Origin of the sequence: Citrobacter sp. RHBSTW-00029 (assembly GCF_014104295.1) — a bacterium.
GTDB lineage: Bacteria > Pseudomonadota > Gammaproteobacteria > Enterobacterales > Enterobacteriaceae > Citrobacter > Citrobacter youngae.
Genome location: NZ_JABXRT010000001.1, coordinates 2897775 through 2922144, shown reverse-complemented (window position 1 = coordinate 2922144; position 24370 = coordinate 2897775). Strand labels below are relative to the sequence as shown.

Sequence of the window (24370 nt, the reverse complement as noted above, 5' to 3'; positions counted from 1 at the left end):
TGGGCGCTATGATTCCAGCGCCTTCACCCGTTTACGGTACTCACCAGGCGTACAGCCGAATTCACGCAGAAAAACTTTGTGAAAAGATGACTCGCTGGCATATCCCACCGATTCGGCAATCACGACCAACGGCTGGGCGCCGCGCGACAGCATCTGGGCGGCGAATTGCAGACGCAATGTAGTGAGTACGGCGAGCGGCGTGGAGTTTGAAACCTCGCGAAACAGTTGAGCAAAACTGGCCCGGGACATATGCGCGCGCTGCGCCAGTTCTTCAACACTCCAGGGATGTGCGGGTGATTCCAGCATCTGGAACACCACCGCTCCCAGTCGGGGATGTAATAGCAGATTCAGCACATTTTTGGCAGGGGGGGCCTGAGATAACCATTCGCGAACGGCAAGCGTGAACAGCGTGGCGCATTGCTGGCTGCACACAACGTTGGAACCGGGCAGCATGCTCAATGATTCCTGCTGCATCAGCCCGATCATCGCCTTAAGCCAGTGGTAAACGGGGCTATTTTCGCCAGGTGCCAGCAGCAAAACTTCCGGCAGCGCGGTTAAAAAATAGCGGGAGGATGTCTGTAGTTGCAGACTTCCGCAGACAATATGCGTTTGCTCCTCACCTGACTGACACAACCGATGCGCGGAGTTTTGCGGCAAGATGACTACCGTACCAGGACGCAGTGTATAAGTGTTGCCATCAGGCATCTCCAGTAAAGCGCTACCCTGGGTTACCGTATGCCAGCGGATCACGGATAACTCACCTGCTGCATGAGGGAGTTGCCAGTCTCTGCTCAATACGCAGTTTTGATCAATAGAACCCTGCGGATCGTTAAGCATTAGCAAGCGGCTAAGTGCATCCATAAAGACTCCTGAACAATTTTTATTGTTGTTGATAGAACCGTAATTATCGCTATATTTTTACATTAAATTAATTTTATCAAATAGTTACTTTTTGTTTCGTTTGGCGGGTTTTTAGTTTTTATTATTTGGTCTTAGACGATTGAACAAAAAAATGCGCGTTATGGATATGCTGGCCTGACAGGGCACTGCCTATAATCCAGAGTAACAAATGAACAATGACTTTGCGGAGAGGCAGCATGAAACAATATCAGGCGATCATTATTGGATTTGGCAAAGCAGGTAAGACGCTGGCGGCTACGCTGGCAAAGACGGGCTGGCGGGTAGCAATTATTGAGCAATCCAACACCATGTATGGCGGAACATGCATTAATATCGGCTGTATTCCAACCAAAACCCTGGTACACGATGCTGAGCTGCAGCATGACTTTGCAACTGCGATGCAGCGTAAGGCTTCCGTGGTCAGTTTTCTGCGCGATAAAAACTTCCATAATCTGGCCAATCTGGAAAATGTGGACGTGATTGAAGGGCGTGCTGAATTTGTCGACAACCATACCGTGCGGGTAATGCAGTCGACAGGAACGCTTGAGCTGAGCGGTGAGAAGATTTTTATTAATACCGGTGCACAGTCGACGATTCCGGATATTGAGGGATTATCCAGTACGCCGGGCGTCTTTGACAGCACCGGGTTGCTGAATTTGACCCAACGCCCACAGCGCCTGGGTATCCTGGGGGGTGGCTATATCGGCGTTGAGTTCGCGTCGATGTTTGCCAACTTCGGCAGTCAGGTCACTATTTTTGAGGCTGCACCGCTGTTTTTGCCCCGCGAGGACCGGGATATCGCCGATGCGATCGCTGATATTTTACGCGATAAAGGCGTAGAGCTGATCCTCAATGCTAAGGTGCAGTTGGTTTCGTCTCATGATGGCGCGGTGCAGCTACAGATGCCGGAAGGGGAACAGGTTGTTGACGCACTGTTGGTCGCATCAGGCCGCAAGCCGGCGACGGAACAACTGCAACTGAAAAAAGCCGGTGTCGATGTGAACGATCGTGGCAGCATTATTGTGAATAAATATTTGCGGACGTCGGCGGATAACATCTGGGCTATGGGAGATGTAACAGGGGGGCTGCAATTTACCTATATCTCACTGGACGACTTCCGTATTGTGCGTGATGGCCTGTTAGGCGAAGGGGTGAGAAACACCGGCGATCGGCAAAATGTGCCATATTCCGTCTTTATGACACCACCACTTTCCCGCGTGGGGATGACAGAAGAGCAGGCCCGTGCCAGCGGTGCGGCGGTACAGGTGGTGACGCTTCCCGTCGCTGCGATTCCACGGGCGCGAGTCATGGATGATACGCGTGGTGTACTTAAAGCTGTGGTGGACACGGATACGCAGCAGATATTAGGTGTCTCACTGCTGTGTGTGGATTCGCATGAGATGATTAATATCATTAAAACTGTGATGGATGCCGGGTTACCTTATACCGTGTTGCGTGACCAAATATTTACCCATCCAAGTATGAGTGAGTCATTAAACGATCTGTTTTCTCTCGTTCAATAATAAATATAGAGTCTGCATCTTTGCCCCACCTGTGTGGGGGTTTTTTGGCCCACGTCAGTGTATCCGCTGTTTCAGCGGCACCTTCTGATGTCGAAGAGGACATTGCTAAACTGGCGCAAGAAAAGCTGGCATCATCATGGAAAATTACTTCGATGAGAATTGATAGCAGTACTTATGTCACTGCAATTTTGTACAAGTAGGATTGCCATCATGGAAAAATATCTTCGTTTACTGGGGCAGGGGGATCGAATTGGATTAACCTTGACCGATTAGCCGTTGGTCAGGATTGATGGGGGAAATTCTGGCATTTGCAACGCCGGTGGTCACCTTGTTGCTTTTAATTACCACACCAGAAGTATGGGTTATGCCATTGGGTGATTTACACTACGGCTTTCCGTATTTATCGGGGGCGGGACGTCTGGTGCTAAAAAACACGTTAATGTTGGCTGGGGCAGTGATGATAATTGCTGATTCTGCCCGGGCAATCGTTAAACAACGGTATTGAATTTTTAACGCTGTACCCTCTGTAAGAGAGTTTGCCACTCTAATTTAATTCGGTATTTACCGGGGCCAGCATCATGCTGGCCTTTTTATCACTTAAGTTAAATTACGATTAATATACCTGAATGATACATTCATTCCTGTGAAATGAGACGTCATGGTATTGGTATCAGTTGGCTAATGACCACCTGCTGGATATTGTGCCTATAGGTTCAGCCCCCCCCGTCCACGCTCTGTATTGTCAACTCCTTAGTTTTACAGCATTTTTTCTATTTTATTTCTATGCGATTATTGCTATTTATTATCTCAAAATCGCATTTTGAAAAGTCTTGTTATTCGCTTTTGTTATAGCTATTGCGTAGGTTTGCATGGTTTTAGGCATGGCTTAAGCTAAAATTAATTCTGATTAAATGTTTTTACGTATCAATAAATGACGAAAGATAGTTAAAAACTTAAGTTTTAATCAACTGTTCGACATGGAATCCACTATGGTAATTAGGCACCAGGGGTGGATGCTGATCTCGCGTTTTTGTCTGTCATCAGACCGGGGCCGAGACATATCTTAAATATGGAAATAAGGGTTTTAGAATGAACTTTGGATTAGCAAAGGACAACAAGTTTGAGATCATCGCTATCCTTCGTGAAGAGCTGCATAAGAAGACGAAGCTGGAAGTTTTATGTGAAAACACCAGCGTCATCACGCAGTTAGAAAGGATCGATTTCGAACGCTTTGTGGTCACCGGTCATGAAGACATCATTCCTGAAAAGATCCAATACTTTATCCTGCACAGTGACAGCGGGATTATAAAATTTAGCGCCAGATTTGAAGCCACCCCATCAACAGGTGCTGAGGCAGGATTATCCTACCTCATCCCGGATATGATTTTCTTTGCCCAACAGCGACAGAATCAGCGGTTTTCTTTTCTGAAGGGGTTCGATTTTTTCTGTTTTGGTCGTTACAAAAACGGAGAGAACTACTCACTTAAGATTAAAAACATCTCTCAGGGTGGTTGTGCGTTAATCGCTAAAGATGTTAATGCCCGTTTTCTTTACAAGGATGCAGTGATTAAAAATGCTGCTCTGGATTTTGATACGTTCGGCAGTTTTCAGCTTGATCTAAAAGTCATTGATGTCGTCGCGATCAACGAATTTGATGAGGATAATCAATTGTATTCCTGTCATCAGGTTTCTTGCGAGTTCGATTTTAAGAACCGTCGTGAAGAGGCTGAAGTTGAGAAAACCATTATTAAATTTTTAATGAGTAATAAAATTAGAAGCTTATAAGGAGCGGTGAACAGGATGTTGATGTGTGGCAGTGATAATTTTGTGGGCAACGGTATGTTTGCCTACCTGACAAGCAAACATGTGCCGATAAAAACATTCCAGTTTGAGGATATGTTGCAGCAGTCGTCATTATGCCAGCATCAGACAATGGTTTTTAATATCATTAACAATGAACAGCCTTGTTCTGCCATTGTGCAGTTTTTGAATAAAAACCGGTTCAAGTTTTATAATAGCGTTGTCGTTATCGTTGCTGATAGTTTGGTGGCGAAATTATGTGTTGAATTATTATACGTTGAAAAAACCATAGTATTGACTGAGAAATCCTCATTGCGTGATTTTGCTCAGTTGGCTACGTTGTCGGTCGGGAAATGGAATCCCCGACTGTATCGTTCGCAGAAGAGATTGACGGAAAGAGAACAACAAATCCTCAATCTATTGGTAAGTGGTTATTCTGCCAAGGAAATCTCTGAGTTGGTTAGTCTGAACTATAAGACTATTCAGGCGCATAAGATGAGAGTTGTCGCCAAGCTGGGACTGACTAATACCTCTGATCTGAATAAACTGATTGTCAGATTTACCCACAGCATGTCTTTTTTACCCTAACCTGGCTATTCTTTTCTGATGTAACGCACTTAACAGCAGGTACAACTCGGGAGTGACTTTGACTGGTTTTTAATTTATATGATTTGTAGAGGGAGAGGGGGAATGTTTAATTCCGATGAGGTGCTCACCGCGCTTGAAAAGGCATTGAATACCAGTCAACTTTATATGGTTTATCAGCCTATTTTTAATTTACATACCGAGTGTATTAGCGGATTTGAAGCATTAATGCGGTGGAACAGCCCTCAGATGGGTATGATTTCTCCTGATGTATTTATTACGTTACTGGAAGACAGCGGCAATATATTTTCAATTGAAGATATGGTTGCCAGCCCGCCGTGGAATGTTGCGAGTACCTGGCCCGAACCTCTTGTATTATCAGTAAATATTTCTGCACTTGAATTCTGCGATCCTCTTTTACCTCAACGAATCAGACAAAACCTGGCCGCTTCCGGGCTTCCGGTTCATCGCTGCCAGATTGAAGTAACGGAAACATCGCCGCTGTGTGACAGCCAAATAGCGGCGAAAAATATGACGGAACTGAAGGCAATCGGGGTCAAGTTAGCGCTTGATGATTTTGGTACCGGGCACGCTAATCTTAATTATCTGTTGAAATATCCTTTTGATACCTTAAAAATTGATAAAGAGTTTGTCACCGAAATAGAGCCCGACACTAAATCGACAAGGATTATTGAGGGTATCATTTCTTTAGCGCACAATTTTGGCATTGAAGTCCTGGCCGAAGGGGTTGAAACCCAGTCTCAACTTGATCGCCTGACGCAGATTGGCTGTGACAAAATTCAAGGCTTCTTCATTTCTCCCCCGGTGTTGGCAGAAGAGATTCCTTCACTCTTAGCGCAATATAGCCGTTAATCTCATCCCTCTTTGTTGTTCCCCTTAGTCTGAATTCTTTCGCGTTGTCGGGTGGCGGTGCCTGTGCCTTATCCGACCTGCAAGAACGAACACTAATCCGTAGGCGTGATAAGTGCAGCGTTTCAGGCAGCGCTGTATTCTGGAGCGACAAAAAAAGCCCCCTGTGAACAGGGGGCTTGCGAGTTTATGCCTGCTTAAAACGATTTCTTAAAGCCAATCGACGCATTGACCGGGGCTTCAACCTGCGATTTATTGCTACCGTTGCTGAACTGTGTCCCCAGTTCGCCGTAGACCTGCAGATTTCGGTCGATAGACCATGACAGACCCGCTGCAACCTCGGTGCTGGAGTACTGCTGTGAAGATTCCAGCGTGGTGGTGGCGACCGCGTTGCTGAAGTGCGTTTTATCTTTGGAACCCAGACCCTGCCAGACGTTTACCCGGCCGTACGGCTGGAACTTGCCATGGTTGGTGTCGTAGTCCGCGACCAGACGCACGCCCAGACGCGCGGTAAACGAATCGGCGGTATCCATTTTCACTTTCGTTTGGGTCACACCATCCAGCGTGCTGTTATCAAAGTTGCTGTACTGATAGATCAACTGGGCCTGCGGTTCCAGGCTCCAGGCGCTGGCACCTAAACGGAATGCTTTACCCACTTCAGTTGAGGCGGTCAGCGTATTGCCTTTGACAGTGTAAGAGCCGTTGTTACCCGATGCTGATAGGCGGGATTTATGGTTCCCGTATTGCAGCACGTTATCGACATACATACCGTCACCAGAGAACCAGGTAGCATAACCGCCAACGTAAAATGCGTTGTCGTCGATGTTGCCGCCTTTGCCGTTGCTGCCCGTTTTACTGCCTTTTACATTGCTGTCGATATCCAGAATGCTGGTATACATACCGGCTTTCCAGCTTTCATTGGCGTACATATCGACGCCGACCTGAATACCCATGGTATGGGAACTGGTTTGCGTACCGGCTGCATCATCCAGTTTGGTTTTACCGGAATAACCAATCATTCTCGCCCAGGCGCGATTGTCTTCATCAATACCCGGTTTAACCTCATCACCCATACGCTGGTGCATGTTGCCCAACAGACTGATGTCCCCCTGGCGAACCACGCTGGCGAGACCGGAATACAGCATGGTTTCCGGACGATATTCACTCCTCAGGTACCAGTTTTCGCCCTGGCCCTGAGCGTTTCCGGCGTGGAGCTGATACTCAAAGGCACCCGCAGCCATACGTTCAGCGACAAGATGGAAGGCATCCCGCGACGTTTGCGCCGTCGTCGTTGCACCGTTGAGCGCCGTGACCACTTCAATGCCGTCACCCACGGTCGGTGCGCCAAGGCCGGAGCCGTCGACATCCAGCAGCGTGCTTCCGCTGGCTTTACCGCCATCAATAATCAGTCGGTCAGCAATACCTGTGCCGCCGGCATTCTGCCGGGCAGCCATGTTGATAGTGCCTTGTTCGCCGCTGTAATCCCCTTTAACCGTTAAGGTTGTGCCTGGTTGCTGGCCGGTGAGCGACACATCGCCACCGTTGCTCAGCCCTGCGACTGTCTGGTTATAACCCTGAGTATTCAGGGTGGTGCCCGCGACAACATAGTGGTGCGAGGCGGCGCTCAGAGTATTGGTATCACCGGCTTGCAATACCCCGCTGGTGATGAGCGTTGCACCGCTGTAGCTGTTTTGGCCTTGCAGCTCCGTCGTACCTCTACCGGTCTGATGCAACTGACCTTCTCCGCTGATATTACCGCTTAACGCCAACGTATCGGCGCGATTAACGTTGAGCACGCCGTTATCAACGATATCCCCTTCAATACTCCCTATCGTACCGCCCGTGCCGAGCTGCAATACACCTTGTTCGATGGTGGTGCCACCGGTGTAGGTGTTATCCAGCGTCAGCGTCAGTGAACCTTTACCGGTTTTGGTCAGTTGACCGTTACCTTCGACTTCCGTCAGCAGGGACACATCATGTCCGTTGGTGTCGAATGTCCCACCACCAGATTCCAGCGTCACCTGACGGGCGGTATCAAACGCTTCACCATATTTCAGCGTACCGCCGTTAAAGGTGATTCCGGTCTCTGCTGCGCCGAGGTTGGTATCGCCTGCAACCTGAAGCGTCCCTGACGTGATAGTCGTGCCGCCGCTGTAGGTGTTGTTGCCCGTCAGGATTAACGTACCGAGGTCGCCTTTATTCAGACCACCGGTACCGCGGATCACGCTGTCAATGGTTGCGGTGTAGTTGACGCCATCGACCGTACCATCACCGACGCGAATCAACGTATTGGCGGTATCGGTAGTAATGGCTTCACCGCCGACGCGATAACCATCGGTAGCGAACTGCGCGCCGCTGATGATGACATCGCCTTTGCTGTTATCGACGGTGACGTTGCCAGCTTCACCCTGGAAGACGGCGAATGCGGCATCGGTAAACGGTGCGTTCAACGCGCCTTCTGGCGTTGATTCATCGGTGGTCCAGTTGTCGTTCCCCTGGCTTGATTGCCAGATACCGTCGCCGCCGTTGATGACGCCGTTGTTTTTCAGTTCGCCATTTTCACCGCCGGTGCCGTCCCAGAAACGCAGTGTCAGCCCGGCATGGTTGACCAGGTTAACCTGGTTTTTAACCGAGGTTTGCACGTACAGGCTGTCGGCAGCTTCCGGCGCGTTGGCAATATCCATCACGTTGTTGGTTAATGTGCCGGTGTAGTTGATGACGCGATAAACACCCACGTCAAAGCTACCGCCCGGTGAGGTTTCAATATTGAGTTTACCGTCGAGCGTCAGGTCGCCATTCACATCAATCAGGTCGTTGAAAGCACCGCCTGGGGTATACGCCTGACCAAACTGGTAATCCAGCTGCGCATTATCGCTCAGCGTCAGAGAACCGGTGGTCAGTTTGCCCACGCTGTTGATGGCGGCACCGGCGGTAATATGACCGTCGTCCAGCACATCAACCGCGCCGCCGATAATACCGTTACCGCCGAGGGTGGCACCCGATTTCACTGTGACCTGTCCGGTAGAAGCCGATTGATTGCCGTTGACCAGCAACACACCCTCATTGACATCCGTGATACCGGTGTAGGTGTTGTCGCCTGTCAGGATTAACGTACCGTTACCCACTTTCACCAGGCTGCCGTCGTTGCCGCTGATAATGCCGCTGATGGTGTCTGGAAGGTGTAGATTCCCCAGCGACAGTTGCTTATTACCCAGTTCGACATTACCCGCACCGGACAATGAACCAATGGAAGTCTTGCTGTTGACTGCGCTGACATCTACCAGACCGCCTGCAAGGTTAACCACGCGGGTATTTTCTGCCATCGCCTCATCGGCCATGGTCATCAGCCCACTGTTGGTCACCATGGCATTCCCGCCGCTGGCATTGTCTTCCAGCGCCAGCGTGCTGTCTTTTGCCACGCTGACCGTCGCGTCCCCGGCTGTTGCATTGTTTGAGAGTACGGCTTTGGCTTTACCTGTCAGATTCAGTTTGGCACTGGCTGCTGTGACGGTATCGGCCAGCGTTAACAGGCTGTCGGCAATGTTCATGGTCAGTGATTGCAGACGGGTGTCTGCGCCGCTGACGTTGAGCGTTGCCCCATTATTAACCGTGATGGTGCTGCTCTCGTTGCTGCCGAACACGCCGGTTTTGCTGGCATTGACCGTCACATTGTTGGCATTGCCGGTGCCGGCAATTTCGGTGTCGCCTTTGTAGCTGTTCGCGCGGTCGAGCGTTAAGGTACTGCCCGCATCGCTTGAGCTGCTGGTGACTTTCAGTTTACCGTCGCCGGTAATCTCACCGGTTGGCGTGAAGTGGTGCGAATTAAGGTCAAACACCGCGGCTTTATCATTCGCGCCCAGTTCAATGGTGCGATTGCTGGTCAAATCCGCACCTAATTGCAATGTCGAGGCGTTGTTAATCGCCAAATCGGTTCCGCTCTGTCCGAGGTTATTATCGGAGGAGATCTGCAACGTACCGCCATCAATGCGCGTACCGCCGCGATACGCGTTATCACCACTGAGGATCAGACGACCGAGGTCGGTTTTCACCAGTGTCAGTTTGTCGTTGGTGCTGGCTTCACGAAGGATTGACTCAATGGTTGCCGTAAAGTTTTGTCCCGCACCGCCGGCGCCTACGCGCAGCAACAGTTCACCGGTCCCCGGCGTCTGCCCCGCATGGGTGGCATTTTCTGTGGTGGCCCAGGCGTTAAGTGCATCGCCTTTTACGACGTAACCATCGGCATCAAACTGCGCCCCGGAGAAGTTAACTTCACCTGCAGCGTTATCCACGGTAACGGTACCGCCTTTGGTGGTGAAGACGGCAAATGACTTCTGCGCCCACGGGGCGTTGCCCTCACCGGTGGATGTTGTCCAGTTGTTGTCGCCCTGAGCACCGATCGCCATCCATTTACCGTCGCCGCCGTCAATCTTGCTGTTGCCTTCGATGCCGGATGCGCCGTGACTCTGATTGACGGTTGCGCCATCCCAGAATTGTAGGGTAACGCCGTTGGCGTTCACCAGGTTGACCTGTTTGTCGATAGAGGTCTGGACAAAGATGTTGCTCTTATCCTGAGTGTCCGGTACAGCACCTAACTCCAGCGTCTGGTTATTCAGCGTACCGCCGTAGTTATAAATACGGTACACACCAGGCCCGAAATTCCCGCCCGATGACGTGGTGACATCCAGAGTTCCATCCAGTTGCAAATTGCCTGCGACGTTAATCAGGTCATTCAGCTTACCGCCCGGCGTATAGGCCTGGCCCAGTTCGAAAGCGGAGGTCGTTTTGCTGCCAAGCTGCAGATTGCCGTTAATGGATAACGTACCCGCACCGCCATCGCCAGCGCTGATAGTTGTGGCATCGTTCATCAGCACGTTGCCGCCGATAATGCCATTCCCACCCAGTGTGGATGTGCCGCTGACGGTGGTTGCGCCACGTGCTGCGCTTTGATCGCCATTCACCAACAGCGTGCCATGGGTGACAGTTGTGTCGCCGGTATAGGTGTTGTTGCCGGTCAGACGGGTAATGCCGTCACCTATTTGCTGCAGTGCGCCGATACCGGATATAACGCCGTTCAGCAGGACGTCGTTGGCGCGATTAATTGCCAGTATGCCGTTATCGATGATGTCAGATTCGGTGCTGACTTCGCCCGTCTTTCCGCCGGAACCTAACTGCAACGTACCTGTTTGCGCAATGGTGGTAGAGCCTGTGTAGCTGTTGTTGGCGGTAAAGACCGTGGTGCCGCCCGCCGCACGTTCAAACTTCCCGTCACCGCTGATAGTACCGTTATAGATTTGCGCCGCGGTGTTATCACCCTGGGTATCGAAGATAACCCTGCTGCCTGCGCCCTGGGTTGTGACATTGTAGTCGCCAATACTGGCGGCAGTACTGGTTGGCTCGACATGGTCGCCGGTGCGCAGCGTTGCACCATTGTTTACAGCAATAGTTTTGCTTGCCAGACTCAGGTTTTCAACGATGCGGACATCCGCGTTTGACCCGCTGAGTGTCAGCGAATCCCAGCCGGTGCCAATATTCGTGCCGGTAGTCAGGTTGTCGCTGACCAGCGTTCCAATCTTCGCATCTTTTGTATCGGTGAAGGTGAGGGCGTTGCCCGTACCGGCAGCGGTAATGATGTGGCGCGTGTTCTCCAGCGTCACATTGCCGATGTTGGCTTTATTGTTACCGCCAGTACCGGCGAAATTCACTTCACCGGCATAGGTGCCGCTACGCCAGTTGAAGGTGTCCATACCTTCACCGGTATTGATTACGCCGCTGGTGACACCGCCGCTGATATCAATGGTGTCATTGCCTTTACCAGACTGAATGGCCACCGCAGTGTCGGTGATGGCCTGCAGGGTGCCGGTGTTGGTAATAGCTTTACTGCTGTCACCGCTGGCGTCGATTACCGGGGAAGTGGTGCTGGCAGAGATAATCTTGCCACTGTTGGTTAACGCGCTGACGTTTTTCGCGATGATTGCCGAACCGCCAGCGCTGTCGTGCACGTTAATGTCGGCCTTGGTGTCGATGCGGCCATCAGTATTGGCGCGGATACCGCTGCCTTCGCTGTTCAGTACCTCAATGGTATAGCCTGTGCCGATGGTCAGATTGCCCGTTACTGCGTCACCATTGCGCTGTTCAAAGGCGAAGCCGGTACCTTTACCGTTAACGTTAAGGATGTTGTTAAGCCCATCTTTCATGTTCAGGGCTACGCTGGTGCGGATCCCCGCGCCGTCGTTGGAATCGATGGTCACATTTTGCAGTGTGATATTGGTGTTGTTAGCATCGTTTTGAATGCCTGCGCCCGTGCCATCAGCACGGATCTTCACATGCTGCGCTGACAGGTCGCCGGCTTTATCTGCCAGGCGAATGCCATCAGCAGTACCGTTGGTGGTAATGCTGTCGCCACTAATGCCGTTAATCTGCAGGCTGGCCCCTTCCGTCAGTAATACGCCAGCGGTGCCATCATCAACCTTAACCTGGCCCAGTTGATTAATTTGCGCACTGGCACCCGACGCGCGAACGCCGATGCCGTTGCTGACATGCAGGGCGCTGGAGGAGTTGTTGGTTAAGCTACCGCCTTGTTGAACGTCCACGCCGATACTATCGATGCTGGCCAGATCGATAATTGATTTGGTATCGAGGATCAGGTTACCCAGATTTCTCGCTATATAGGCGATCACTTCATTGCCACTGGCTTCAGAGGTGATCTTCGCGTTTGAAGTAAGCGTAGTGCTGGTGGCATTACCCTCTGCGCTGCCATTCAACCGATGCGCCTGGCCATCAACCACCCCGGCAACGGTACGTTCACCGGTTAAATTAATGGTGGTTTTGTCGCTGATATTACCGCTGGCGCCGCCTTCGATGACCAGTGCTGCGGAATCGCTACCCTGCACGGTAAATGTGGCTTCACCAGTATCGACTTGACTGCCTGCACCGGTAGCGAGAACGCCAACAGAGTTCTTACCGCTGAGGGTAAGGTCAAGGTTGGAGCTGGCCTGGCTGCCAGGAGGGGTGGTGTTACCGGCCAGTAATGCACCATTGGCGATACGGAAAATGGTGGTGCGATCCTGACCGTTGTCATTCATCACCGCCTGACCAATATTGGCGGCCGCGTCTTTCCCATACAGATAATAGCCAATCTGATCGGTGTTGTTGAACACCGGGCTACTCAGGCTATCAACGTTAGCAATGGCGTTATCACGCACGTGTACGCCGATGTTCCCGGCCTTGTCCAGCGTAATGTTGGAGTAGACGTTGACCACGGCCTGACCTTTGGCGCCTCCTTCAGCCCAGATGGCGTAGTTACGATCGTTGATGCCACCCGTACCGCCCACGATAATAGAGCCTGTGGCACTGGTGGTTACTTCGGCATTTTTGTTATTGGCGCTGACGTGGATCCCCACGTTATTCGTGCCGTTGACGTTAATCTTGCCGTCGTTGCGGATTTCCTGATTATTTTCCGTGCCGCTGTCACGCACGGAGATGCCGTAGTTCTTGTTGTTCCCCGCATCCCCATTACCATTGATGACGATGTTGCCCGTATTCAGTACGTTGCCTGTTGCGTTGCCGATCAAAATTCCTGCCGCGTTACGGACACCGGTACCCAACGTGATGAGACCGTTGTTAATCACCTCTTTGGCGCTTTTGGTCATAATTCCGGCGCTCAGGCTGGCACCACCTGGCATGATGACATCCTGGGTCAGGTTACTTGCGTCACGACCAAGGTAAATAGCGGCATCAGCACTGTTGGTAAAGGTCGCATTTCCGGCGACTTCCACGCCAAAGGCGGTGCCGTCACCGTAAGATGCACCGTTTTTACGTCCGTCGACGACGTTAATATTGCCGTTATTGACACCTTTTGCCTCGCCGGACAACTGCATACCAATAGCCAACGTCAGCGACGTATCAGGTTTATCCTTGCTCCAGGGATCGGCGGCAGATGCGGTGCCGAAGTTATCGGTGGTGATCGCCTGGTTGATGGTGCCTTCGTTGGTGATAACGCTGGTACCTTGTCCCTGCATACCGAATGCGCCGTAGCTGTTAACGTTCTGATTACCATCTTTATCAATGAACAGACCTGAGTTGATAGTCCCGCGGTTGGTTGCCTCGGCGTTTTGCGCCAACATGCCAATCGCCAGGCTTTGCCCGCCAGAACTGCGTAGCGCGTTCAGCTCGCCGAGGTTGTTGATAACCCCACCATCAATGGCTTTCATGACGCCATTGATACTGCCGTCAACGGCAATTATCGCCTCTTTGTTCAGAGTACCGGTGGTGCCAGCGCCGTTGGCATAAATGGCATGCAACTCACCGCGGGCGGCAGTGGCGTTGTTGATATGTGACTCTCCATCGGTCCAGACTTTGTAGTCCCAGGTGAGTTCATCAGACGGCTGACTGGAATTAATTAAGCTATCGATATACCCGGCATACTTTGCTTGTGCTGCTGTGACGGTGGTGACCTCTTCAGCCTCCAGCCACAATTGGATTTGGCTGACCTTATCGCCATTGGCATTTTCTGCGGCGTCGGCACTTCTGCCCAACAGGAAGTCGTTAAAATCAGCCAACTCCTGCGTACTGGTAATGGTGAATGTGCGCACCCCGGTTTCGATAACCTGGCCATCTGCATCATAGCCATAAGTCATCAGCGACACATCATCGCCAAAGACAGAGGCTTGCGCTGAGCCGGTGAACGTTTGTGTGGGGATCACGGGTGCTGCGTTAAATTTTATATAGTTGTCAGACTGCCAGTTTACCTGGCTGTTGGCGCCTTGTGCTTCCAGTAAGGAGGAGTCTTTGGCCAGTAACTCGATGGTATTGGCTTTGTCGCGTACATTGAGCGTGTCATTACCTATGTTCAGGTTGGCCGTAGCACCATTGGTTGCCAGCGCGATACCAAACTGCTTATAGATTTCAGACCTGGTTGCATCATAAGTATTTAATACGGAATCGCCGATTTGCGATTTAGTAAGAAAGCTACTTAACACATTGGTATCATAGACCTTAATGGTTTCTGTGCCGTCCGGGAATGCCGGGTCAACCACCTCGAAGTTTTCGCTTTGAGAAGGCGTAGCCGATTGGTTATACGTCAGGTATTCCGCCAGCTCTTCTGCTGTGGTGATTGTTTTTGCACCCTGGCCTGGGCTGGTAGCCTGCAGCGTGATTTTTCCTGTTCGCAGTAACTCACTGATGGTGGTTGATTCTACAACGCCGCTTTGACCCGGATTAATCGTCGGGATTGCGCCGCTGATATTGAGTGTCTGACTGGCAGTATTATTTTCATATAAGAAGCCGTAGTCGTGGGGAACCTGATAAACGCCCGCAGAAATACCGTTCTGGAAGTCGTCAGAAATATTTCGATCGCCCGTAGTGGTAATCTGCGCAGCTGAGGCCATCATCGTAGCGCCACTTAATGCGCTGGCGGCCAGTACCGCAACAGTTTTACGTGAACTGCTTTTTTTCTTACCTCTGGTTAATTCAGAGACGACAACCCAGATGCCGAGTGCCGCGTTCCAAATAATGCTGTAAACCTTATTCATATATAACCCTCGTTTACATTCCTGTTATGTATGTGTTAATGCGTTGAGTTGTTGGCGATGGTTGGCACGCGGATGTGCTACCCGGTATGTCGATTTTCGAAAATAGCGATCCCTTCCGGGCCAGGCGGAATTAAAAAATGAGCCGAAAGAAAATCTGTTAATAATTAACTGTGATTACTATCCTTAAATAAGTCAGTTACGGCTGGCTATAGTGAGAAATGGTGTACTTGAGCCGGGTATTACTTTTACCCAGCTTTCTGGCAATGTTGCTTTTGTACGCCCCGATTGTTTTTTCGCTTTTTTGCGATACTCCGGCGATTTGTGCCAGTGACCACCCGCGGGCTAGCATCATCATCACATTGAATTCGTTGGTCGTTATTTTTGTTTGTAGTTCTTTGATATTGCGTGGATTTTTTCTGTCGATGATACGAGTGATTGTTTGCAATAGCTGATCAAGACTGGTGTCCTGATCGAGGAACTGCAGGGCCATTCCGCATACTGTTTGAAAAATAGAAAAAGTGGCTTCATCGGCTAACACGATGATCGTTGTGGATGGTCGTATAGCCATGTTGCGGATAATTCTGGCATATTTTAAAAAATCTGACTTGTCAGGATTAATAATGATGCAATCCGTTTCATAAGATAGCGTTTGGACGGCAGAAAGCGTCTGGGAGGAATGGTACGCGATATCAATATATAATGATGAGCCACGTAGGATTTCTCGCATGCCTAGCCAGGGGTAAATTGAGTCACCCAAAAAAATAGCTTTAGACATAACGATCTCCTTGAAATTTTGGTGCAAGCAGTCGCCTCTTTTTTTGGTTAAAAAAGAGTTTCTCGCGATGCATGAAATGTTAATTAATTCTCGTATGCCCTAAATAATTCAAGTTACAGGAAGTCCGGGGAGAGAATTCCCTGGCGTACAGATACTATGTGGCTGAGGTGAACTAACGCAGCCAACGCATATGTAACTTGAAGTATGACGGGTATATTTCGCTCTTTGCTTTGAACGTATCCTTATTTATTCGGATATCAACAGATAATATCTGTCTTTATTTAAATCATTAACTATTCTTAAAGTGGATATTACACTTTGTTAAAATTTAAGATAAATCGTTTATATCACCTCTGTGAAGATGATTGATAGATTTCGCTTATTGATCGGCGAAGTTTTGTGTCCGTCGATTCGATAATGACAGGGGATTCCTATAGGTTTAGAAGGGGGATACTGTTAATTGTTATTAATTTCAAACAGATATGTGATTTTCTTAACGGGGTAGGAAACAACCAGGAGAATTCTTAATCAAAAGCCGGGCAGGGAAGGAGCTAAATGTTTGGAAGGAGAAAATAGTGTTTAATTTGAATTAATGGGCTGAAAATGAAAATAATTTAGATTTATATTCTTGTTTTGTTAGTGTTTTAAGGTGTTTAATCTGAAGTAAGCTTTTTGTGCTTAATCTGAAAATCAGTCTTGCAGCCGCTTTTTTGTCTGTTTTTTGTACGCGCATTTTCTCAGCCAGCCAATAGTTCTTGCTCCACTTGTTGTACCTGCATTTCCAGCGTAGTGCGGATTTCGGTCAGTGCCCGTTGCTGATCGGAGAAGTAGGCTTCTTTGTCTGTTACTGAAGTAGCAAGACGCCAGGCGTTTTCCGCTTCCAGATCGCTAATCTCTTTGAGCAGCGCATTAATTTGCTCCCTGAGCTGCTGAATCTTGCTACGTAAATGCTGCAGATCGTTTAATCGGTCACTTGCCATCATCGGTTCGAGTCCGCTTTGTAACTGGGTCAGCAATGCCCGAACTGCGGCCAGATCGGCATTTTGTCGTGCCTGATTAAGCTGCACCATCATCTGATGGGCTTTCTCTTTCAGGTCATCCGCTACCACGTCCGGGTGGCAAAGGCGACTGGCCTGACGCCACAGGCGTTTTAACTCATTACGTTCATCCGCTGAAAGCCGCTGGTCGCGGGTGTAGCGGTGCTGCGCATCCTGCTGTTGTTCCTGATATTCATCATATTCGTGGCTGGCTTCCTCCTGTGCCTGACGGGTCGCGCTGTCGTCCTGGCGAGAAAAGTCGTTTTCCAGTTCACGAATTTCCGCCAGCAGGGCGGTGATAAGCTCAGTCTGTTGCTGAATGCGCTGGCGAGTTTCCACGGATTCGCGGGAGTCCGAACTCAGATTTACCCAGTGCTGCTTGAGTTTCGCCAGTTGATCAACGGCCTGTGAAATATAGTGCAGACAGGACTGATAATCTTTTTCGCGACGTTTTCGTTCTGCTTCCTGCTTACGTTGTGCGCTGGCGGCCAACTGCTTACGCAGTTCGAGAATTCGGCTCATTAACGGTCCGAGGCGAAGATGATACAGGTCATTGAAATCATCGAGGATTTGAATGCGCGTGTTGCGCTTATCAATCAGATCACGCAGTTGGGTTTCAAGCGCTTTCAGTTCGAGCTTACTGGCGGCAATGCCGGGGTCCTGCCACGTTGATACTGCGCGCTGGGATTGTAGCCAGTGCGTAATTTCACGCAGGGCATCGCCGAAACGCCGTTCTTCAATCGCCTGCACGATGACGCCGGGAATGACTGGCAAAGGTTCATTTTTCAGATGCGCCAGCTGCTGGAAAATAATCTCTTCATCTTCCAGTTCGATGGCGCTTTTGACGATCTCAAGTCGTTTAATGATCTTATTCATGACAGTCGTTGCCTGGCGTGGTTCAAAAACGAGTGACTGAACCACGACAGGTTCACCCGTTTGAAAATGTTGGAAAAACAGTAAAGTGCATTCTGTGGCCTGCGATGCCTTTTCGTCCAGAATAATTAACTGTAATTATGAAAAAGCGGTACTGGCGCGCACTTCTTCATGTCTTTAAACCCTCGTTTCATCTTTTTTATTCACCGGCTAATTATTCTTGATCTGATAAAGATAATGCGTATAGTTCTCATTCTCTTTTGATATTAACAATCTGCGTGAATTCTGGTAAGGATCCTGACAATGAAACAAACAACATCCGCTCTGGCATTGTTGGCTGCCGTTGCATTGAGCGGCTGCACAGCTAACGCCACGCCAGCCAGTAACCCGCTGGCACAGGAAAAAGCAATCGCACCGGCAGCAACGGATATTCAGCAACGCGCACTGGCTGACGGCTTGTATGAAATGGCGCTGAGTCCTGCGGGTGATACGCTGTACGTCGCCAGCGCGGAAGGGTTCAAAGATGTTCAGGGTGGGGTGGTTTACAAGCTGGATCCGCAAACGCTGAAGACCATCGGTCTGAGCCACACCGATCTGAAAAACTTTGGTATGGCTATCTCGCCAGACGGTAAAACGGTGTATGTCACCAACTCTCTGGATGGTGGTCTAAGCGCGCTGAATGCCGCAGACGGCAAAGTGAAGAATCGCGTGCTGTTCCCGGAACGTAACCCGCAAGGTTTCCCATACGGTGCGCGTCAGGTACTGCTGCATAACGGTCTGCTCTATATTGGCGCCGTTGCCGATCCGGCGGTGATCTGGGTGGTTGATGCCGAAACGCTGAAACTAAAAACCCGGATTAAAAATACCGGTAAATGGATGACCGGACTGCATTACTCAGAAATGACGCAGCGTATTTATGCGGCAAATGGCGGCGGTGAAATCCTGGTTATCAACCCGCGTACTCAGCGCGTTGAAAAACGCTGGCAGCCGCTGGGCGATAAACCCGCGTTGCTGTTGAATATGGCGGAAGACCCGCAAACCGGTCGCCTGTTTGTCACCGACAATTCCAAAGCGAAAACGACATTGGTGTTGGATATTCATACGGGCAAGCTGCTCAAACAACTGGATATCGGGGATTCTCTGGCGGTGAAATTCAATGCGAAGCGTAATGAAATCTATATTACCCAGCGTGATTCCGGAAAACTGCTTAGCCTAAACGCAACGGATTACAGCGTGAAGAAAAGCTGGGAGCTCCTCCCCAATCCAAACAGCCTGTTGCTCTCTGCTGATGGCCAAACCTTGTTTGTCACCGTGAAACAGAAATTCAATAAAGACCACTCCACCTCCGCGCCAGATAACGTGGTGCGTATTGTTCTGAATAAATAATAACAACATGTTGCCGGGGCGCTCTCCGGCAACGTCGTCAGACTTTTAATGGCATGGCTATGGACAACACTAAAACATACGCACAATTAATGAGAAAAACTGTGCTGGCCGCTACTATTGGCGCGCTTTCCGGCACGGTGAATGCTGCTGAAACCCCGACAGAAGCGGAAGATACCATTGTCGTACAGGCTGCAGAGGGACGTGATTTTAAACCCGGTGGCGATACGTTACTGCCTGCCTTCCTCGACGGCCAGGTCGCCAATGGCGGCAGGCTGGGGATGCTTGGTCAGCAAAATGCCATGGATGTGCCATTTAACGTTATAAGCTACACCTCAAAACTGGTCGAAGATCAGCAAGCTAAGACCGTAGCCGATGTTGTCGCCAATGACGCGAGCGTGCAGGCGGTGCAAGGCTACGGTAACTACGCAGAGACATACCGTATTCGCGGTCTGAAACTTGACGGCGATGATATGACCTTTGGTGGATTATCAGGTGTGCTGCCGCGCCAGGTGGTGGATACGCAGATGATCGATCGCGTTGAAATCTTTAAAGGCGCGAATGGATTGCTCAATGGCGCGGCCGGTAGCGGCGTTGGCGGAATGATTAATCTTGAACCCAAGCATGCAGACGATACGCCGATCACACGCCTTGGTATGGACTACACCAGTGACTCACAGGTGGGAACGTCGCTCGATGCCGGACGTCGTTTTGGTGACAATAACCAGGTCGGTGCCCGTGTGAATCTGTTGCATCGTGAAGGGGAGGGGGCGGTTGACGACGATAAACGTCGTACCACGCTGGCATCGCTGGGACTGGATTACCGTGGCGACCGTTTCCGCAGTTCATTAGACGTCGGGTATCAAAAAAAGACGTTTCACGGCGGTAACATGGGGATCAATGTCTACTATGTACCATTTGTCCCCGATCTGCCGAAAAATACGCACAACTATAGCCAGAGATGGGGTTATAGCGATATTGAAAATGAGTTCGGAATGGCGCGCACGGAATATGATCTGACCGATAACTGGACCGCTTACGCTGGTTTAGGTGCGCAGCACGCGCATGAAATTGGTTTGTACAGTGCCCCGGAAATATACAACCAGGCCGGTGACGCCAAAGCCGGACGCCTTGATACCAATCGTATTATTGATGCGTTCAGCGGGATGGCAGGGCTGCGCGGGAATTTTGATACGGGTTTTGTGTCACATAAGGTTAATGTAGGCTATTCCGCCGTCACTAAAGAAGACAAAATCGCCTGGCGCATGGGGTCACGTGCCGCACGTCCGGACGTCAATATCTACGATACGCAAGCTGTAGCAAAACCAGCGGTGACGGCGACGGGAGGTAACTATAGCGATCCGTTAACCAGTGGACGTACGCGTAGCCAGGGGTGGTTACTCAGCGATACGTTGGGCGTGCTTGATGATCAGCTTCTGTTTACCGTCGGTGCCCGCCACCAAAAGGTCGTGGTACGTGATTACAACAAAGAAACAGGCGCTGAAAACGTTAAGAACAGTTTTGATGACAGCCGCTGGATGCCGACGTACGGTGTCGTATATAAGCCGTGGCAGGAACTTTCTCTTTATGCGAATCACACCGAATCGCTACAGCCTGGCAGCACCGCGCCAAGCAGTGCGGTGAACTACGGTCAAAGCACCGGAATCATCCATGCAAAACAGAATGAGGTTGGGGTCAAAACAGACTTTGGGCGTGTAGGCGGTTCACTGGCGCTGTTTGAAATCAAAATGCCGGTTGCGCAGTTGGATAGCCAGACCCGGTATTACGCAATCAACGGTGAGCAGCGTAATCGTGGCGTGGAGCTGAATGTATTTGGTGAACCGGTGTTAGGACTGCGGCTGAACGCCAGTGCAACGTGGCTGGATGCGACGCTCAGTAAAAATCAAAACGGTATCAACAACGGTAAGACGGCAATCGGCGTACCGGACTTCTATGCGGTGCTGGGGGCTGAATATGATATTAAACCTGTTGAAGGACTCACCGCGACGGCACGGCTGAACCATTCTGGCGCTCAGTATGCCAACGCGGAAAATACCAAGAAACTCGACAGTTTTACCACACTGGATTTAGGTGTGCGTTACCGTATGTCACTCAATCAAAATCAGAACCAGATGATTTTGCGTGCAGGGGTCGATAACGTCACCAACGAGAATTACTGGTCAGGTATTGATGATACCGGGACTTATCTGTTCCAGGGCGAGCCACGCACGCTGAAGGTTTCCGTCAGTTACGACTTCTGATTTTTTTCCTGGGCCTCGGTGCGTTGGGCAAGGATGCCCGGCGTATCCAAACGATTGCGCCTTGCGACAACCAGGTTGAAATGTTAAAAGAAGCCCCTTCAATAAAAACCACACAGGGGTAGGGCGTGAAAAACGCGTCAACTGCATCTGACACCAGCGTGTCTGATGCCGCGTCGACGAATGAACCGACGCTTCAGCGGGGGTTGCAAAACCGCCATATTCAGTTAATTGCGCTGGGCGGCGCAATTGGTACAGGCTTGTTTCTGGGAATCGGCCCGGCTATTCAGATGGCGGGACCTGCTGTATTACTCGGTTACGGTGTTGCCGGGATTATCGCGTTTCTGATCATGCGTCAGCTGGGCGAAATGGTGGTTGAAGAACCCGTTTCCGGATCGTTTGCCCACTTTGCCTATAAATACTGGGGTCCGTTCGCGGGTTTCTTGTCTGGCTGGAACTACTGGGTGATGTTTGTGCTGGTTGGCATGGCAGAACTCACCGCAGCCGGAATTTATATGCAGTACTGGCTGCCTGATGTTCCAACCTGGATTTGGGCCGCGGCTTTCTTCGTGATTATCAATGCGGTCAACCTGGTCAACGTGCGTCTGTATGGCGAAACGGAATTTTGGTTTGCGCTGATCAAAGTTCTGGCGATTATCGGCATGATTGGCTTTGGTATCTGGATGCTGGTTTCCGGCAACGGCGGCGAACATGCAAGTATTGATAACCTCTGGCTTTATAACGGCTTTTTCGCGACTGGCTGGAATGGACTGATCCTGTCGTTGGCGGTGATTATGTTCTCGTTTGGTGGTCTGGAACTGATCGGAATTACCGCTGCCGAAGCGCAGGACCCGCAAAAAAGTATCCCGAAAGCGGTAAACCAGGTGGTGTATCGTATTTTGCTGTTTTACATCGGCTCATTGGTGGTGCTGTTGGCGCTGTATCCGTGGGTGGAAGTGAAATCCAACAGCAGCCCGTTTGTGATGATTTTCCATAATCTTGACAGCAACGTGGTGGCTTCTGCGCTGAACTTTGTCATCCTGGTGGCTTCGCTGTCGGTGTATAACAGTGGCGTCTACTCTAACAGCCGTATGCTGTTTGGTCTGTCGGTACAGGGAAATGCACCGAAGTTCTTAACCCGAGTCAGCCGTCGTGGCGTACCGGTAAACTCATTGATTCTGTCCGGCGCGATTACGTCGCTGGTGGTGCTGATCAACTATGTGTTGCCGCAAAAAGCCTTCAGCCTGTTGATGGCGCTGGTGGTTGCGACGCTGCTATTGAACTGGATTATGATCTGTCTGGCGCACCTGCGTTTCCGGGCGGCAATGCGTCGTAAGGGGCGTGATACTCAGTTTAAAGCGTTGCTGTATCCGGCGGGTAACTACGTGTGCATCGCCTTCCTTGGTATGATTCTGGTGCTGATGTGCACCATGGATGATATGCGCCTGTCCGCTATCCTGCTGCCCGTGTGGATCCTGTTCCTGTTCGTGGCCTTCAAACTGCTGCGTCGCAAGTCCCGCTAATATCTAACCGATCTCATCCTGGTGATGAGATCGGTCCTTTCTTCATGCTACCGATTAACGCTGAAAGACACCTGCCAGGGCGCGAATATCATTTCCGGTAGGGGATTGATGAATGCGTAAACCAAACTCTTCGACGACGGCAAAAATATGGTCGAAGATATCAGCCTGAATACTTTCATATTCCAGCCACACCACCGTATTGGTAAACGCATAAATTTCAATCGGTAAACCGTGGTCATCTGGTGCAAGTTGGCGCACCATTAATGTCATATCTTTGCGAATACGCGGGTGATGGCGTAAATATTCGTTCAGATAAGCGCGGAAGGTGCCGATATTGGTCATCTGGCGATGATTCAATACGGACTCAGGCGCATCTAATTGCTGATTCCACTCGCTGATTTCCTGGTGACGCGTGGTTAAATAGGGTTTCAGCAGATGCGCTTTATGCAATCGCTGGCGTTCATCTTCATCAAGAAAATGAATGCTGGTGGCATCGATGCTGATGCTGCGTTTAATTCTCCGACCACCGGAAGCCGACATCCCGCTCCAGTTTTTAAACGAGTCTGATACCAGCGACCAGGTGGGGATCGTGGTGATGGTATTATCCCAGTTGCGCACTTTTACGGTGGTTAAGCCAATATCAATAACCGCACCATCTGCGCCGTATTTCGGCATTTCCAGCCAGTCACCAAGCTTAAGCATGTCGTTGGCTGAAAGCTGTATTCCGGCCACCAGACCGAGAATCGGGTCTTTAAACACCAGCATTAATACGGCTGCCATGGCACCCAGACCGCTTATCAGTATTGCCGGCGATTGGCCTATCAGCAGGGAAATCATCAGGATCCCGACGAGGATGGCGGCAATCAGTTTGATACCCTGAAATATACCTTTCAAGGGTAACTGGGATGCGGCAGGGAGTTTTTGCGACAGGTTGAGAATAACGTCCAACAGAGAAAACAGGGACAGCAGGGCGTACATCATGATCCACAGCTGTGCGCAAGTCACTAATATATCTGCCGCTTCACTGCCTTTTTGTAGCCAGAGTGTGGCCTGTATATTGACGATGATACCTTGTAGCGTAAACGCCAGACGGTGGAATAATTTGTTCTGCGTGATAATTTGCAACCACAGACGGGAACTGGTGCTGGCACGTTTTTCAAATGCGCGTAATACCACCCAGTGCAAAATAACGTGAACAATAATGGCGGTGATAAAAATAATGCCAAAAATCATCACCAGCGAGGTGGTGTGATTTATTTCAATGCCGAGTTCTTCTACCTGAGATATCAATTCCTGCATAATGTCTCCTTAAT

The 24370-nt window shown here is 50.3% G+C and carries 12 protein-coding genes and 2 pseudogenes; 9 read left to right on the top strand and 5 right to left on the bottom strand.

Going from position 1 to position 24370, the window contains the following annotated elements; all coding sequences use genetic code 11:
- Window positions 1-6: 6 nt before the first annotated feature.
- Window positions 7-861, bottom strand: a complete 855-nt coding sequence (gene rclR, locus HV041_RS14360) for a reactive chlorine-specific transcriptional regulator RclR (protein ID WP_048212362.1) — start codon at window positions 859-861, stop codon at window positions 7-9.
- Between the two features lie 236 nt (window positions 862-1097).
- On the opposite strand from rclR, the gene rclA reads away from it, so the two are divergent.
- The 6 genes and pseudogenes from rclA (at window position 1098) to HV041_RS14330 (ending at window position 5681) form a co-directional block, all read left to right on the top strand.
- Window positions 1098-2423, top strand: a complete 1326-nt coding sequence (gene rclA, locus HV041_RS14355) for a reactive chlorine resistance oxidoreductase RclA (RefSeq protein ID WP_115600799.1) — start codon at window positions 1098-1100, stop codon at window positions 2421-2423.
- A 44-nt stretch (window positions 2424-2467) separates the two neighbouring features.
- Window positions 2468-2623, top strand: a pseudogene (locus HV041_RS14350) (YdgH/BhsA/McbA-like domain containing protein); the annotation flags it as partial.
- 65 nt (window positions 2624-2688) lie between these two features.
- Window positions 2689-2928: pseudogene (locus HV041_RS14345) on the top strand (DUF417 family protein); the annotation flags it as partial.
- A gap of 584 nt (window positions 2929-3512) precedes the next feature.
- The gene (locus HV041_RS14340) at window positions 3513-4208 is read left to right on the top strand and encodes a pilus assembly protein PilZ (RefSeq protein ID WP_061067471.1); all 696 of its coding nucleotides are present in this window, start codon (window positions 3513-3515) and stop codon (window positions 4206-4208) included.
- Window positions 4209-4229: 21 nt separating this feature from the next.
- Window positions 4230-4811, top strand: a complete 582-nt coding sequence (locus tag HV041_RS14335) for a LuxR family transcriptional regulator (RefSeq protein WP_170927356.1) — start codon at window positions 4230-4232, stop codon at window positions 4809-4811.
- Window positions 4812-4913: 102 nt separating this feature from the next.
- Window positions 4914-5681 carry an EAL domain-containing protein gene (locus HV041_RS14330; protein ID WP_048212357.1) on the top strand — a complete coding sequence of 256 codons (768 nt, stop codon included), beginning with the start codon at window positions 4914-4916 and terminating at the stop codon, window positions 5679-5681.
- Between the two features lie 194 nt (window positions 5682-5875).
- On the opposite strand, the gene HV041_RS14325 is transcribed toward HV041_RS14330, so the two are convergent.
- The 3 genes from HV041_RS14325 to HV041_RS14315 form a co-directional block, all read right to left on the bottom strand.
- On the bottom strand, window positions 5876-15208 hold the full coding sequence (locus HV041_RS14325; protein ID WP_121584340.1) for an autotransporter outer membrane beta-barrel domain-containing protein: 9333 nt from the start codon (window positions 15206-15208) through the stop codon (window positions 5876-5878).
- 196 nt (window positions 15209-15404) lie between these two features.
- Window positions 15405-15983 (bottom strand): LuxR C-terminal-related transcriptional regulator, encoded by a 579-nt coding sequence (locus HV041_RS14320; RefSeq protein ID WP_061067473.1) that lies wholly within the window; start codon window positions 15981-15983, stop codon window positions 15405-15407.
- Window positions 15984-16720: 737 nt separating this feature from the next.
- A complete protein-coding gene (locus HV041_RS14315; RefSeq protein WP_048212354.1) occupies window positions 16721-17896 on the bottom strand; it encodes a DnaJ family molecular chaperone in 1176 nt (391 codons plus the stop codon).
- A 300-nt stretch (window positions 17897-18196) separates the two neighbouring features.
- Between HV041_RS14315 and HV041_RS14310 the strand changes: the two genes are divergently transcribed.
- From HV041_RS14310 to pheP, 3 genes are all read left to right on the top strand, one after another.
- Window positions 18197-19279, top strand: coding sequence for a YncE family protein (locus tag HV041_RS14310; protein WP_121584341.1), 1083 nt, complete (start codon window positions 18197-18199; stop codon window positions 19277-19279).
- 59 nt (window positions 19280-19338) lie between these two features.
- Complete coding sequence (locus tag HV041_RS14305; RefSeq protein ID WP_048212352.1) at window positions 19339-21537, top strand: TonB-dependent siderophore receptor; 2199 nt, start codon at window positions 19339-19341, stop codon at window positions 21535-21537.
- 125 nt (window positions 21538-21662) lie between these two features.
- A complete protein-coding gene (gene pheP, locus HV041_RS14300; protein WP_121584343.1) occupies window positions 21663-23057 on the top strand; it encodes a phenylalanine transporter in 1395 nt (464 codons plus the stop codon).
- A gap of 54 nt (window positions 23058-23111) precedes the next feature.
- On the opposite strand, the gene HV041_RS14295 is transcribed toward pheP, so the two are convergent.
- Window positions 23112-24356 carry a mechanosensitive ion channel family protein gene (locus HV041_RS14295; RefSeq protein ID WP_061067478.1) on the bottom strand — a complete coding sequence of 415 codons (1245 nt, stop codon included), beginning with the start codon at window positions 24354-24356 and terminating at the stop codon, window positions 23112-23114.
- Window positions 24357-24370 lie beyond the last annotated feature (14 nt).